14 protein-coding genes are annotated in these 13,390 nt (G+C 69.2%); 8 read left to right on the top strand and 6 right to left on the bottom strand.

Annotation, left to right across the window (positions count from 1 at the left end):
- Nucleotides 1–113 precede the first annotated feature (113 nt).
- Nucleotides 114–1,592: a MocR-like pyridoxine biosynthesis transcription factor PdxR gene (gene pdxR, locus BSE24067_RS06445; RefSeq protein WP_151065420.1), complete on the top strand. Its 1,479-nt coding sequence runs from the start codon at nucleotides 114–116 to the stop codon at nucleotides 1,590–1,592.
- Nucleotides 1,593–1,734: 142 nt separating this feature from the next.
- Here the strand turns inward: pdxR and BSE24067_RS06440 are convergent, their stop codons facing one another.
- Complete coding sequence (locus BSE24067_RS06440; protein WP_151065409.1) at nucleotides 1,735–2,772, bottom strand: aldo/keto reductase; 1,038 nt, start codon at nucleotides 2,770–2,772, stop codon at nucleotides 1,735–1,737.
- Between the two features lie 129 nt (nucleotides 2,773–2,901).
- Here BSE24067_RS06440 and BSE24067_RS06435 point away from each other — a divergent pair, with 129 nt between their 5' ends.
- The 5 genes from BSE24067_RS06435 to BSE24067_RS06415 all read left to right on the top strand — a co-directional run bounded on the left by BSE24067_RS06435 (nucleotide 2,902) and on the right by BSE24067_RS06415 (nucleotide 7,278).
- Complete coding sequence (locus BSE24067_RS06435; protein ID WP_151065408.1) at nucleotides 2,902–3,789, top strand: LysR family transcriptional regulator; 888 nt, start codon at nucleotides 2,902–2,904, stop codon at nucleotides 3,787–3,789.
- 187 nt (nucleotides 3,790–3,976) lie between these two features.
- Nucleotides 3,977–4,276, top strand: a complete 300-nt coding sequence (locus BSE24067_RS06430) for an ArsR/SmtB family transcription factor (RefSeq protein ID WP_059464945.1) — start codon at nucleotides 3,977–3,979, stop codon at nucleotides 4,274–4,276.
- Nucleotides 4,277–4,296: 20 nt separating this feature from the next.
- The gene (locus BSE24067_RS06425) at nucleotides 4,297–5,649 is read left to right on the top strand and encodes a pyridoxal phosphate-dependent decarboxylase family protein (protein ID WP_151065407.1); all 1,353 of its coding nucleotides are present in this window, start codon (nucleotides 4,297–4,299) and stop codon (nucleotides 5,647–5,649) included.
- A gap of 271 nt (nucleotides 5,650–5,920) precedes the next feature.
- Entirely contained in the window at nucleotides 5,921–6,388 is a 468-nt protein-coding gene (locus BSE24067_RS06420; RefSeq protein WP_151065406.1) for a cupin domain-containing protein, read from the top strand.
- A gap of 68 nt (nucleotides 6,389–6,456) precedes the next feature.
- The gene (locus BSE24067_RS06415; RefSeq protein WP_151065405.1) at nucleotides 6,457–7,278 is read left to right on the top strand and encodes an SDR family NAD(P)-dependent oxidoreductase; all 822 of its coding nucleotides are present in this window, start codon (nucleotides 6,457–6,459) and stop codon (nucleotides 7,276–7,278) included.
- Between the two features lie 150 nt (nucleotides 7,279–7,428).
- Here BSE24067_RS06415 and surE read toward each other — a convergent pair whose 3' ends face one another.
- From surE to BSE24067_RS06400, 3 genes are all read right to left on the bottom strand, one after another.
- On the bottom strand, nucleotides 7,429–8,208 hold the full coding sequence (surE, locus tag BSE24067_RS06410; RefSeq protein ID WP_151065404.1) for a 5'/3'-nucleotidase SurE: 780 nt from the start codon (nucleotides 8,206–8,208) through the stop codon (nucleotides 7,429–7,431).
- 259 nt (nucleotides 8,209–8,467) lie between these two features.
- Entirely contained in the window at nucleotides 8,468–8,770 is a 303-nt protein-coding gene (locus BSE24067_RS06405) for an AzlD family protein (protein WP_170297494.1), read from the bottom strand.
- Nucleotides 8,760–9,497, bottom strand: coding sequence for an AzlC family ABC transporter permease (locus tag BSE24067_RS06400; protein ID WP_151065403.1), 738 nt, complete (start codon nucleotides 9,495–9,497; stop codon nucleotides 8,760–8,762). Before BSE24067_RS06400 ends, BSE24067_RS06405 begins: the two co-directional genes overlap by 11 nt.
- A 124-nt stretch (nucleotides 9,498–9,621) precedes the next feature.
- Between BSE24067_RS06400 and BSE24067_RS06395 the strand changes: the two genes are divergently transcribed.
- A complete protein-coding gene (locus BSE24067_RS06395; protein WP_040139061.1) occupies nucleotides 9,622–10,080 on the top strand; it encodes an Lrp/AsnC family transcriptional regulator in 459 nt (152 codons plus the stop codon).
- Nucleotides 10,081–10,305: 225 nt separating this feature from the next.
- Nucleotides 10,306–10,875, top strand: coding sequence for a hypothetical protein (locus tag BSE24067_RS06390; RefSeq protein WP_151065402.1), 570 nt, complete (start codon nucleotides 10,306–10,308; stop codon nucleotides 10,873–10,875).
- Nucleotides 10,876–11,089: 214 nt separating this feature from the next.
- Here BSE24067_RS06390 and BSE24067_RS06385 read toward each other — a convergent pair whose 3' ends face one another.
- A complete protein-coding gene (locus BSE24067_RS06385) occupies nucleotides 11,090–12,490 on the bottom strand; it encodes an MFS transporter (protein WP_151065401.1) in 1,401 nt (466 codons plus the stop codon).
- Between the two features lie 439 nt (nucleotides 12,491–12,929).
- Entirely contained in the window at nucleotides 12,930–13,262 is a 333-nt protein-coding gene (locus BSE24067_RS06380) for a DUF2322 family protein (protein ID WP_151065400.1), read from the bottom strand.
- Nucleotides 13,263–13,390 lie beyond the last annotated feature (128 nt).

The following is a 13,390-nucleotide window of genomic DNA, read 5'->3' as shown; positions in this document are numbered from 1 at the left end:
ATGGATGAAAGAAGGCGTTGCCGGCACGGCCGGAAACGCAAGACAGACCGCCACGATAAGAACTTCGTGGCACCATGTGTAGACCCATGACACCCACACATTCTGGAGCCACGATGGATTACGCGGTGCTGCTGTCGACCTTCGAGCGCGAAGCGGGGCCGCACGCGGCCGCGCGGATGTCGCAGCAGCAGCGGCTGTACGCGTGTCTGCGCGCCGCGATCCTGGGCGGCCGGATCGCCGAAGGCGCGCGCTTGGCCGCGTCGCGTACGCTGGCCGACGAACTCGGTATCGCGCGCAATTCGGTGTTGTACGCGTACGAGCGGCTCGCGTCGGAAGGGTTCGTGACGGGCACGCGGCAGGGCACGGTGGTCGCGCGGATGGGCTTGCGCGGGTCGCAAGACAGCGCTGCGGCGCCCGCCGGCGATACGGCCGTACTGTCGCGGCGCGTCGCGCAAGCCGAGCGCGCGACGAGCGGTGTCGACGAATCGCTGCCGTTCATGCCCGGCGCACCGGCCGTCGACGAATTTCCGCTCGTGCAGTGGCGGCGCTGCATCGAACGCGCATGGCGCGCGGCCGGCTCCGCGCAACTCGGCTATCAGCCCGCCGAAGGCGATGCGGTGCTGCGCGAAGCGATCGCCGGGTATCTGCGTGTGTCGCGCGGCGTGCGCTGCGACGCCGCGCAGGTGATCGTCACCGACGGCACGCAGAGCGCGCTCGACCTGTGCGCACGCGCGCTGGCCGACGCGGGCGACGTCGCATGGATCGAGAACCCCGGCTACCACGGCGCCCGCAACGCGTTTTTGGCGGCCGATCTGCGCGTCGAGCCGATCGGCGTCGACGCGCAAGGGCTGGCGCCGCATCCGGACGACTGGCGCGATCGGCCGCCGAAGCTCGTCTACATCACGCCGTCGCATCAGTATCCGCTCGGCGCAGTGATGAGCCTGGAGCGGCGGCTCGCGCTCGTCGCGCACGCGCGGGCGGCCGGCGCGTGGATCGTCGAGGACGACTACGACAGCGAATTCCGCCACCACGGCACGCCGCATGCGGCCGTGCAGGGCCTCGTGGACGACGCGCCCGTGATCTACGTCGGCACGTTTAGCAAGGTGATGTTCCCCGCGTTGCGGCTTGGCTTCATGGTCGTGCCGCGCGCGCTCGCGCAGCCGCTGCGCGACGCGGCGGGCGCGTTGCTGCTGCAGGGCCGCGCGGTCGAGCAGCGTGCGCTCGCGGAGTTCATCGAGGCCGGGCATTTCGCGCGGCATCTGCGACGCATGCGCCGCGTATATGCGCAGCGGCGCGACGCGCTGCACGACGCGCTGGCGCGGCGGCTCGGCACGCGGCTGACGGTGTCGGGCGGCGCGGGCGGCATGCATCTGTCCGCACGGCTCGACGTGCCGGTCGCCGATACGGAACTGAGCCGCGTCGCGTACGCGCACGGGTTGATCCTACGGCCGCTGTCGTCGTTCTGCCTGCCGGGTGCCGCGCACGGCTACAACGGACTCGTGCTCGGCTACGGCGGCGTGCCGGCCGAGCGAATGGATGCGCTTGCGCGCCGGATCGGCGAGATGATCGACCGCGTGCTGGCCGGGCGGTGATGGCCGTGGCGGCGCCCCCGGTGCGGCGCGTGACGTCACGGCGCGGCATATCACGTCACGTCGCATCCCAGTGCGGAACGTCACGGTACGGCACGCCACGGTACCTCACGGCACGTCACGCCGCAGCGGCGCCCCGATCCGCTTACCCGCGCATCGGCGGATCGAGCCGCGCGAACGCGTGCTGCCGGCGATACGGGAAATGCGGATACGGCGCCTCGACCGCACTCGCCGCGTCGAGCCTGGCGATCTGCGCATCGGTCAGCGACCAGCCGACCGCGCCGAGATTCTGGCGCAGCTGTTCCTCGTTGCGCGCGCCGACGATCACCGACGCCACGGTCGGCCGCTGCAGCAGCCAGTTCAGCGCGATCTGCGGCACCGTCTTCCCGGTTTCGTCGGCGATCGCGTCGAGCGCATCGACGACGTCGTACAGGCGTTCGTCGTCGACGGGCGGCCCGAAGCTGGCCGTGTCGTGCAAGCGGCTGCGTTCCGGCAGCGGCGCGCCGCGGCGGATCTTGCCGGTGAGCCGGCCCCAGCCGAGCGGGCTCCACACGAGCGCGCCGAGGCCCTGGTCCGCACCGAGCGGCATCAGATCCCATTCGTAGTCGCGGCCGACGAGCGAGTAGTAGACCTGGTTCGCGACGTAGCGCGACCAGCCGTGCCGTTCGGCCGCCGCAAGCGATTTCATGATCTGCCAGCCGGAGAAGTTCGATACGCCGATGTAGCGCAGCTTGCCCGCGCGGACCAGGTCGTCCAGCGTCGACATCACTTCCTCCACCGGCGTCGCCGCGTCGAACGCGTGAAGCTGCAGCAGGTCGATGTAGTCGGTATCGAGGCGGCGCAGCGCGTCGTCGACGGAGCGGATCAGCCGCGCGCGAGACGTGCCGGCGTCGTTCGGGCCGTCGCCGGTCGGCAGGCCCGTCTTGGTCGAGATCAGTACCCGGTCGCGCCGGCCGCGGATCGCGGCGCCGAGCACGCGCTCGGATGCGCCGTCCGAATACACGTCGGCCGTGTCGAACAGGTTCACGCCGGCCTCGACGCAGATGTCGACCAGCCGGCGCGCTTCGTCGACGCCCGTGTTGCCCCACGCGCCGAACAACGGGCCGGCGCCGCCGAACGTGCCCGCGCCGAAGCTCAGCACGGGAACCTTGAGGCCGGAGCGGCCGAGCGTGCGGTATTCCATGTCGTACGTCCTCCGTTCGTCGGGGCCGGCGCGCATGCGGGCGTCGGCAGGTGAGCGTTCACTGTAGCGCTTGCGGCCAATCCGGATAATTGGGCAGACTTCGAAAATATCCTTCGGAGGAAGCGAAGAATGCTGCTCGATAACCTTGCGCTGTTCCTGCGCATCGTCGAAAAGGGCGGGCTGGCGGCGGCCGGCCGCGAGGTCGGCCTGTCGCCGGCCACGGTCTCCGAGCGGCTGGCGGCGCTCGAGAGCTACTACGGCGCGGCACTGCTCGCGCGCACGACCCGCGCGATCAGCCTGACCGACGAGGGCCGCACGCTGGTCGCCGGCGCGCGGCGGCTGCTCGCCGAGGCCGACGAACTGGAAAGCCGCGTGCGGCGCGGCGCGCAGACGCTGTCGGGGCCCGTGCGGCTGAGCGCGCCGGCCGATCTCGGGCAGGCGCGCGTCGTGCCGGTCGTCGATGCGTTCCTCGCCGAGCATCCGGGCGTGACGGTCGACCTGCATCTCGGCGACGGTTACGTCGACCTCGTCGGGCAGGGGCTCGATTTCGCGATCCGGCGCGGCACGCTCGCGGACAGCACGCTGCGCAGCCGTTCGCTCGGCCGGTCGCGGCGCGCGGTGTGCGCGGCGCCCGCGTATCTGGCCGCGCACGGCACGCCGCGGCATCCGCGCGACCTCGCCGAGCACGACTGCATCGTGATGCGCTTCGGCCAGGAGCTATATGCGGAATGGCCATTTCGGATCGACGACGAACTGAAGCGCGTGATGGTGCGCGGACGGCGCGTGGCGAACGACGGCGCGCTCGTGCGCGCGTGGTGCGTCGCCGGGCACGGGATCGCGCTGAAGTCGCTGCTCGACGTCGAGCGGGATCTGGCGTCCGGCGCGCTCGTCGAGATCCTGCGCGACTTCTCGCCGGGCGAAGTCGACTTGCAGATCGTCTATCCGCGCGGAGGCGTGCAGCCGAGGCGCGTGCGGGCGCTGATCGAGCGATTGGCGCACGCGTTGTCGGGCGAGTGAGCGCAAGCGGATCGCGCTGGGCCGGCCGCGCTTCCATGTCAACCGTCCGATGTGATGACGACGAATGCGACGCAGTGACGAACGACGCGGCGCGCAGTTCGGCAGCGAATGCAGAATTCCCCGCCGAACCGGTTGTCCATATTTCGTCATTTAGCTAATATTCAAAACGTTAAACGAGGCCGACTCCATGGACGACGTCACCCGCATCAGCGCACTCGCGAACGAAAGCCGGCTGGCCGTGATGCGCTGGCTCAAGCAGCCGCGCAAGCATTTCCCGCCGCAGCCGCACGGCGACTTCGACGAACTCGGCGTGTGCTGCACGTACATCACCGAGAAGCTCGGCATCGCGCCGGCGACGACCACGCGCCACATGCGCATCCTCGCGGATGCGGGGCTCGTGCAGGCGACGCGCGTCGGCAAGTTCACGTACTACAAGCGGATCGACGATGCATTGCATCAGTTGGGCCGCGATCTCCTGCAACTCTGACCTTCACAGAGGCAACCGACATGGATGAACTTGCCCTGCTGGCCGACGCCGACCGGCGCGCGCACGCGTATCTCGCCGCCACGAACGAACGGCGCGCGTATCCCGATGCGGCCGCGCTCGCCGGTCTGACGGCCTTCGACGAGCCGCTGCCCGATACGGGCTACCCGGCCGACGACGTGCTGCGCCTGCTCGATGACAACGGCACGCCCGCGACCGTCGCATCGAACGGCCCGAACTACTTCGGCTTCGTGATCGGCGCGACGCTGCCGGCGGCGGCCGCGGCCGAGCGGCTGATGCTCGCATGGGACCAGTGCGCGTCGTCGTTCGCGAATTCGCCGGTGGCCGCGACGATCGAGCGGCAGGCCGCGCGCTGGGTCGTCGACGTGCTCGGATTGCCCGAAGGCAGCGCCGTCGGCTTCGGCACGAGCGCGACGGCCTGCACGCTCGTCGCGCTGGTAGCCGCGCGGCGGGCGCTGCTCGCGCGCAAGGGCTGGGACGTCGACGAGGACGGCCTCAGCGGCGCGCCCGGCGTGAAGGTCGTGCTGTCCGAGCTCGCGCACATCACGGTGAAGAAGGCGCTGCGCGTACTCGGCTTCGGGATGAAGCGGCTGATCGTCGCGCCGGTCGACGCGCATGGCCGCATCGATCCCGCGCAACTGCCGCCGCTCGACGACATGACGATCCTCTGCGTGCAGGCCGGCGAAGTGAACACCGGCGAATTCGATCCGTTCGCTGCGTTGATTCCGGTTGCGAAGGCCGCCGGCGCGTGGGTGCACGTGGACGGCGCGTTCGGACTGTGGGCGCGTGCGTCGTCGAAGCGTGCGCTGACCGACGGCATCGACGGCGCGGACAGCTGGACCACCGACGGCCACAAATGGCTCAACACGCCGTACGACGGCGCGATGGTGATCTGCCGAGACGCGGCCGCGCTCGCGACCGCGATGAACAGCGATGCCGCGTACCTGAGCGGCGCGCACGATGCGCAGAAGAACCTGAACCTCGAATTCTCGCGGCGAGCGCGCGGCATTCCGGTGTGGGCGGCGCTGCGCGCGCTCGGCCGCGCCGGCGTCGCGACGATGGTGGAACGGCATTGCGCGCAGGCGCAGCGCGTCGCGGACGGCCTGCGCGCGGCCGGCTACGACGTGCTGAACCGTGTCGTGCTGAACCAGGTGCTCGTGCGGGCCGGCACCGATGAAGAGACGATCGCGATCCTTCAGGCCGCTCAGGATTCGGGCGACGTGTGGTTCGGGCAGACGGTGTGGCAGGGGCGGCCGGCGTTCCGGATCAGCGTGTCGTCGTGGCGGACGGAAGACGAACACATCGATCGCCTCGTCGCGTTGTTGACGAAGCTGCGCGGCGTGCACGTCGGCTGACGTGCATCGGCGGCGCGCGTTCGTTACGTGCAAGGCCGGGCCGGCTCATCACCAGCCCCGACGGCGCGCATCCGGCGCACCTCGCGCAACGCACGTCGGTGCCGGCTGGCCTGCCGGCCGATTGCGCGCGATAGCGGCGCGTGTCGATGTACGCCGGCGGGCATCACCGCCTTTCTCGTCCACGTAAAAATGTCGGACAATGGCTCGGCATGCGCGCCGCGCCGGCACGGGCGGCGCGTCCGACCACTGCATTCACGCTGACGAGATCCGCATGTCCACGACACCTCCCCGGGAACTGCTGAAGGCCGCCGATATCGCGAAGATGGAGCCGGTGCGCGCAGTGCATTCGCTGAATCCCAATGCCGTTCGTCTCAAAAGGCAGCTCGGCGACCTGACCGGCCTCACGCAGATCGGCGCGCATCTGCTGACGTTGATGCCGGGGCACGAGTCGGCCGAATATCACCGGCACCTGTACGAGGAAGAATGCGCATACGTGCTGTCCGGCACGGGCACGGCCACGATCGGCGAACGCGAGTACGCAATCGGGCCGGGCGATTTTCTGGGCTTTCCGCGCGGCGGCGATGCACACACGTTGCAGAACACCGGGGATGCGCCGCTCGAACTGCTGATCATGGGCCAGCGCCTCGAACACGACGTGTGCGAATACCCGAGGATCGGCAAGCGGCTTCATATCGCCGGCGCGCTCGAGGATTTCGTCGAGCTGCCCAAACAGTCGTAAGCCGTACGTTTTCGCATCGGCCGGCGTCGCGCTTATGATGCGGAAACGCACCGACAGGATTCGATCCCATGGACGCACCGCATCCGCCGATGAACGCTCCCGTTTCCGACACGGAGCCGGACACCGAAACCGCCGCGGAGCCGCGCGCGTCGCGCGTGCAGCGGCCCGTCGCGCTCGTCACCGGATCGACGTCCGGCATCGGCGCGGCCATCGCGCGACGCCTCGCGGCGGACGGCTACGCGGTGATCCTGCATTCGCGCCGTTCCGCCGAAATCGGCCGTGCGATGGCGCACGAGCTCGGCGCGGCGTACGTGCAGGCCGATCTCGCCGACGACGTGCAGCGCGTGCGGCTGATCCGCGACGCGCTCGCCGTGCACGGGCGGCTCGACGTGCTGGTCAACAACGCGGGCACGAGCCGCGTGATTCCGCACGACGATCTCGCCGCCGCGACGCCCGACGTGTGGCGCGAGATGCACGAGATCAACGTGATCGCGCCGTTCCGGCTCGTCGCCGAAGCGCAGCCGGCGCTGCTCGAGGCGGCGTCGGGCGGGCGCGCCGGGTGCGTGGTCAACGTCAGCTCGCATGCGGGCGTGCGGCCGAAGGGCGCATCGATTCCGTATGCGGCGGCGAAGGCCGCGCTCAATCACACGACGCGTCTGCTCGCGCGCACGCTTGCGCCGGCGATCCGCGTCAATGCGGTTGCGCCGGGGCTCGTCGATACGCCGCTGACCGCCGACTGGACCGAAGCGCAGCAACTGTGGCGCGAGCGCGCGCCGATGCGCCGCGCGGCGACGCCGGACGACGTCGCGCAGACGGTGGCGATGCTCGTCGCGTCCGATTACGTGACGGGCGAGGTCGTGATGCTCGACGGCGGGATGAACCTCACTTGATCGCGGGCGATTGATGCGTCGAAGCGTTGAAGCGTTGAAGCGCAGATGGAGTGATGCGGTGATGCGGCGTGCGGCTCCGATGCGGTCCTGGCGGCGTCATGCGCCGCCGCCAGGACCGCCTGGCGGCTCCGCAGACCGCCGGTCGAGAAATCAGCCGAGACTCGCCCGCAACCGCGCGAGCGCATGATCGTGCGTGCGTTCGAACTTGAGCGGCGTGACCGCGATATGCCCTTCGCCGAGCGCGACCGTTTCCGAATCCGCGTCGTCGTCGCGCGGCGCACGCGCCAGCTTCAGCCAGTGGTATTCGATGTCGCGCGGATCGCGCCCCGACACGATGTCGACGCCTTGCAGCGTGCCGGCGCCCTGGTTCGTCACCTTCAGCGCGCGCACGTCGCCGGCCGGCCGCGCCGGGAAATTCACGTTGAGACACGCATCGCTGTCCCAGCCGGCTTCGACGAGCCGGCGAATCACGTCCGGCGCATGCGTGAGCGCCGTATTCCACGGCACTGCGTTGCGGTCTGTGAACGCCTGGCTCAGCGCGATCGCCGGCACGCCGACCAGCATGCTCGTCATCGCGGCGCCAACCGTGCCGGAGAACACGGTCTCGGTGCCGAGGTTCGCGCCGCGGTTCACGCCGGACAGCACGAAGTCGGGCCGCGCGCCCTTCATCAAATGGCTGACCGCGATCGCGACGCAATCGCCGGGCGTGCCGCGCACCGCGAAGCGGCGCTCGCCCTTGCGATGCACGCGCAGCGGTTCGTGCAGGCTCAGCGAATGCGACGTGCCGCTCTGGTCTTCCGCCGGCGCGACGATCCAGACTTCGCGCGCCAGTTGGGTGGCGACCTGTTCGAGCACTTCGAGACCGGGGGCGTCGAATCCGTCGTCGTTGGTGAGCAGGACACGGTCGAACAGCGGGCGGATTGCTTGCATCGGGACGATCCTCGCAGATAGGCAAAATGACGGGGGAAGGTATCGCAGGTACAGCCGCAAGGCTAGCATTCCGTCGCGATGCGTGTCGTGGTGTCATGCCGAGCCGAGCCGAGCCGAGCCGTGGCGTGGCGTGGCGTGGCGTGGCGTGGCGCCGCTTGCCGCCGCGCGCGGATGCGAAAACGGGCGCATTGCGCGCCCGTTCCAGTATCGAAAAACTCGCGCCGCGACACGCGGAAGTCGCGTTGCCGCGCTCGCCGCGCTACCCGAGCAGATGCCGCAGCAAGCCGGCCGACACGACACCGACGATGACGGTCGGCAGGATCGACAGCCGCGTCGCCGCGATCAGCGTGACGGCGAGCGCGAGCAGATCGGCCGGGCGCGTCGACACGAACGCCGGCGCGATCACCGAGATCAGCACGCAGCCGGGCACGTTCTCCATCACCGACGCCATCCGCGGGCTCAGCGTGCGGTTGCGCAGCAGCACGTAGCCGAGCATGCGCGACAGGTAGGTCGTCGAGGCCATCAGCACGATGGTCGCGACCGTCGCGAAATCAGGCAGCATCGCGCGGCTCCCACAGCAGCGCGGCGATCAGCCCCGCGCACGCGCCGGCCGCGACGTACCACGCGCCCGGCACGGCCAGATGCGTGGCCGCCGCGACGACGAGGCTCACGAACCACGGACGGCTCGCGCGCATGCCCTTCCACATCCCGCGCAGCAGCACGAGAAACACGGCCGTAAACGCCATGTCGAAGCCGTACTGCTCGACGTTGCCGATCGTCGGGCCGATTGCCGCGCCGAGCGTCGTCATCGAGATCCACGTCAGGTAAAGCCCGGAGCAGATGCCCGCGTAATACGGGGCGCTGATGTGCGAGGCCGAGCGAGCGCGCGCGTCGGCGAGCGACATCGCCCAGCTTTCGTCGCACATGAAGAACAGCGCGGCGAACGCGCGGCGGCGCGGCAGGCGCCGCAGGTACGGCGCGAATGCCGCACCCATCAGGATGTGGCGCGAATTCACGAGGAACGACATCGCGACGATCAGCGCGATGTGCGGTGGCGACGTCCACAGATGGATCGCCGCGAACTCGGAGCCGCCGCCGAAGTTCAGGCCCGTCATCATCGGCACCTCGAACAGGCTCAGCCCCTTTTGCGCGGCCTGCGCGCCGAGCACCAGCGCGAAGGGCACGAAACCCAGCATGACGGGCAGCGCCGCGCGCAATCCGCGACCCATCTCGGCGACATGGACGGGCTTGTCGCGAAGCCCGGACGACGTTGAAACGCTACTGCTCATCACTCCTCCTTCGGGAGAAGGATTGTCTGCTTTTTTGACTCGAATCGGGTTGCGTTGTGGCCATATATTGCGGAGAATTTGGCATGGAACGAACGATTCATGAAATTTGTGGAATTTGATGCCAATGAAGCTTGATGCTATCGACCGGCGAATCCTGAATGCGCTGCAGCGCGACGGCCGCATGCAGAACGTGGAGCTCGCGCACGAGGTCGGGCTGTCGCCGTCGCCGTGCCTGCGGCGCGTGCGGCTGCTCGAGGAAGCGGGCGTGATCGAGAAATACGTGGCCGTGCTGAACCCGGCGAAGGTCGGCAAGGGGCTGACGATCTTCACCCGCGTGTGGCTGAAGGGGCAGGACGCGGAATCGGTGAACCGCTTCGCCGAGGCCGTCCAGCAGATGCCGGAAGTGGTCGAGTGCCACCTGATGGCCGGCGATTGCGATTTCCTGCTGCGCGTGGTGGCCGCCGACATCGACGACTACCGGCGCTTTCAGATGGAGTACCTGACGCGCATCCCGGGCGTGCTGAGCGTGAAGACCGACATTCCGATGCAGAAGGTCAAGCTGACGTCGGCGCTGCCGACGTAACGCGGCGCGGGCGGGGGAGGGCGTCGATCCGGCGCGTCGTCATCGGCCGGTGACGTTCGGCCGATACACTGGGTCACGCGCCGCTTCACCGCGCACCGCTGCATCGGTGCGATCGCGCAGCGCAAGCAACTAACGGTCAACCGCGACGCCATCGGCGAGCACGCGCAACGCGCATTGCGTGCGCTGCGCTCCGCCGGTCGGTGCGTCTTTCTTGTCGAGCGATTCATGCAGCCATTCAACAATCCGTGGAATTCGCTGGAAATCGTCAAGCTGGTGCTCGGCGTGCTGACGCCGTTGTCGGTCGCGTGTCTCGGCTGGCTGGTCGCCCGCCGGCTGAAGCGGCTCGAACTCGTGCAGTGGACCAATCAGCGGCTGATCGAGAAGCGGCTCACGCTGTACGACACGGTCGCGCCGCAGCTCAATGCGCTGCTGTGCTTCTACACGTGGATCGGCTACTGGAAGGACATCTCGCCGGAGGACGTGATCCGCGCGAAGCGCGATCTCGACCGCACGTTCCACATCTACCGCTACCTGTTCGACGACGACGTGTACGACGCGTATCACACGTTCATCCACGCGCTGTTCGACGTGCATACGGGGCCGGGGCGCGACGCGCGGATCCGTTCGCTGATCCAGTCGCCGGACGGCGACCGGAGCGTGCACGGCACGTACGAGTGGAAGGCCGCGTGGGCCGAGCGCTTTGCGACCGCGAACGTTACGGACAAGGCCGACGTGTTGCGGCACTACACGCGGCTGATGGAGCGGCTGCGGGTCGCGCTCGGCGCGCGGCGCTGAAGATCGCAGTTGGTTTCACCCGGCCGCAGCGCATCGCGCGGCCGGGCCCCACGCATGCCGAGCAGACACCGCGGCAGCTTCGACGGCCCACGGTCATGCCGACAGCGCCGCACGCATGTCGCTGACGCCGCGTCATCGAGCCTCGCGTGTTTCCCGTCGTGCACGCCGCGCTACGCGTTCAGTGCGAGCCGATGAATCGCCCGCGCGACCGTGTTTACTCGGCGACATGCGTCATGCCCGACGCCGGTATCGCACCTGCGCCGGCCGCCCGCGTGCCGGCAGGCGCCGCCCAGCGCAGCCACTGCCCGCGCAGCAACACGAGCGCGCCGCACGCACCGGCGGCGAGCGCACCGAACGTCGCGAAGCCGAGCTGATAGCTGCCGGTGCTTTCCTTCGCGATGCCCATCACGACCGGCAGATAGAAGCCGCCGATTCCGCCAGCCGCGCCGACGATGCCGGACAGCAGGCCGGTCTTGCCGTGCCAGCGGTGCGGTACGAGCTGGAACGTCGCGCCGTTGCCGAGCCCGAACGCGACGTACAGGCAGATCAGCAATGCGATGCCGCCGGCCAGCGGCGGCATCCACGCGGCGAATGCGAAATCCGCGACGGCGATCGCCGCGAGCAGCACGATCAGCGCACGCACGCCGGTGACGCGGTCCGCGACGAAGCCGCCGAACGGCCGCACGATCGCGCCGAGAAACGCGAGCAGCGACATGAACAGGCCGGCGTCGATCTTCGGCATCTGATACAGCGACGTCAGCAGCAGCGTCACGTACGACGACATCCCGACGAAGCCGCCGAACGTGATGCTGTAGATCAGCATGATGACCCACGTATCGCGCTCGGCGAGCACCGTGCGGTAGCGCGCGGGCAGGATCGCGACCGCGAGCAGCGCACCCATCACCGGCAGCAGCAGCACGCCGGTCTTGCCGGCGCCGAACAGGCCGCCGTGCACGGCCAGCACGAGCGCGACCAGGCCCGCGAGCGTGACGGCGAACGCGCCGAGCGCATGCGGCACGCTGCCGGATTTTTCGCTGCGGTCGTCGGCCCACGCGGCGATCGCGGCGCCCGCGATCGCGAGCAACGGCAGTGCGGCGGCGGTCGACAGCTTCCAGCCGACGGCGGCCGCGATATGCGGAAACATGAAGCCGTCGAGCACCGCGCCAATGTTGCCGGCCGCGGCGAGGCCGAGCACGAGCCCCTGCACTTTCGGCGGATAGCTGCTGCCCGCCATCGGCAGCGCGACGGCGAAACTTGCGCCGCCCATGCCGAGGAACACGCCGAGCACGAGCAGCAGCGCATACGACGGCGTACCGGGCACGCATGGCAATACGATGGCCGGCAGCGCGGAAAGTGCGACGCCCATCAGTGCGATCGTGCGGCCGTTCGCCGACTGGTACAGGTTGCCGAGCGTCACGCGCAGGATCGCGGCGGCGAGGACGGGCACCGCGACGAGAAAGCCCTGCTGCGCCGCGGACATCGCGATGTCCTTGCCGATGAACGGCGCGAGCGGGCCGTACAGCACCCAGACGGTGAAGCCCGTGTCGAAATACAGGAAGCATGCGAGCAGCGAGCGCCAGTTGCCGCTCTGCAGGGAGGTGCGCAAACGCGTCATGATGAGCCCTCTGCGGATGGCCGGTCGGACACCGGCGGGATCGGTCGGAACATTGCATGGCGCCGCGTCACGGCGTCAGGTCGTCGTTGGCAATATGTATGCCCGCGGCGGCCGATTTCGACGGATGCGGCGTGGGGCGTGCTTTGCGGGGAAACCGGGTGTCGGCGGCAGCGGGGATCGCGCGTGGACGGCGGCACTGCCGGCGTGCGCGCGGCGCGGTGCCGGTGCGGCGATGCACCGTGATGATTCGCGTTGCGATCGCGCGATGAGGCGAAATCGTCGCGATGAAAGCGGGAGATCGGGTCGTACGGACTACGTATTGCGGCGCATGCGGCGATTCGCCGAAATCGAGGATCGCGTGGCGATCGAACCGCGCACGGCTTTCAGCGGCTGCAGTGTTTGCGGGTCCGGCAGCCGCCGCGATCCTCGGGTGCGCCGCTCAGACCTTCGCGATCACGTCGATGCGCAGCGCTGCGCCGCCATCGACGATCGCGAGCAGCCGATCGACGTTCGGGTGCGCGCCCGGACGATTGCGTGCGTCGGCGGTGTGCTCGGCGAACACGGCGAGGCCGTGCTCGGCAGCCTTCGCATCGAGCGTGCCGAACGCCTGCTTCAGGTAGTTGTACACCGCGAGCGAGCCTTGCTTGCCCGGCTGGTTCTCGATGCTGGCGACCACGTCGCCGTTCGCGCCGACGAGATCGATGCGCGCGATGCCGTCGATGGCAGGCAGTTGCGCGAGGTTGTCCTTGAATACTTGGGTCGGTTGAATCACTGAAACGCTCCGTCGGTTCGGTCATGGGCCAATCGGCCCGTATCTTATCCGATCGTTATGCGGCTGCGCGCCCGATACCCACGCTCCACCGCTCGCCGAGATGCGTCGCGCACCGTACGGCGCGTCCG

It is taken from the genome of Burkholderia latens (genome assembly GCF_902499045.1).
Classification (GTDB): Bacteria; Pseudomonadota; Gammaproteobacteria; order Burkholderiales; family Burkholderiaceae; genus Burkholderia; species Burkholderia latens.
This window is presented reverse-complemented; position numbering and strand designations above follow the sequence as displayed.

Excerpts from the sequence above, each read along its gene's own strand:
- BSE24067_RS06405 (WP_170297494.1), bottom strand. The coding sequence starts at position 8,770 with ATGCTGCCTGATTTCGCGACGGTCGCGACCATCGTGCTGATGGCCTCG.
- BSE24067_RS06415 (WP_151065405.1), top strand. The coding sequence starts at position 6,457 with ATGGACGCACCGCATCCGCCGATGAACGCTCCCGTTTCCGACACGGAG.
- surE (WP_151065404.1), bottom strand. The coding sequence starts at position 8,208 with ATGCAAGCAATCCGCCCGCTGTTCGACCGTGTCCTGCTCACCAACGAC.
- BSE24067_RS06395 (WP_040139061.1), top strand. The coding sequence starts at position 9,622 with ATGAAGCTTGATGCTATCGACCGGCGAATCCTGAATGCGCTGCAGCGC.
- BSE24067_RS06435 (WP_151065408.1), top strand. The coding sequence starts at position 2,902 with ATGCTGCTCGATAACCTTGCGCTGTTCCTGCGCATCGTCGAAAAGGGC.
- BSE24067_RS06420 (WP_151065406.1), top strand. The coding sequence starts at position 5,921 with ATGTCCACGACACCTCCCCGGGAACTGCTGAAGGCCGCCGATATCGCG.
- BSE24067_RS06385 (WP_151065401.1), bottom strand. The coding sequence starts at position 12,490 with ATGACGCGTTTGCGCACCTCCCTGCAGAGCGGCAACTGGCGCTCGCTG.
- BSE24067_RS06440 (WP_151065409.1), bottom strand. The coding sequence starts at position 2,772 with ATGGAATACCGCACGCTCGGCCGCTCCGGCCTCAAGGTTCCCGTGCTG.
- BSE24067_RS06390 (WP_151065402.1), top strand. The coding sequence starts at position 10,306 with ATGCAGCCATTCAACAATCCGTGGAATTCGCTGGAAATCGTCAAGCTG.
- BSE24067_RS06430 (WP_059464945.1), top strand. The coding sequence starts at position 3,977 with ATGGACGACGTCACCCGCATCAGCGCACTCGCGAACGAAAGCCGGCTG.
- BSE24067_RS06425 (WP_151065407.1), top strand. The coding sequence starts at position 4,297 with ATGGATGAACTTGCCCTGCTGGCCGACGCCGACCGGCGCGCGCACGCG.
- BSE24067_RS06400 (WP_151065403.1), bottom strand. The coding sequence starts at position 9,497 with ATGAGCAGTAGCGTTTCAACGTCGTCCGGGCTTCGCGACAAGCCCGTC.
- pdxR (WP_151065420.1), top strand. The coding sequence starts at position 114 with ATGGATTACGCGGTGCTGCTGTCGACCTTCGAGCGCGAAGCGGGGCCG.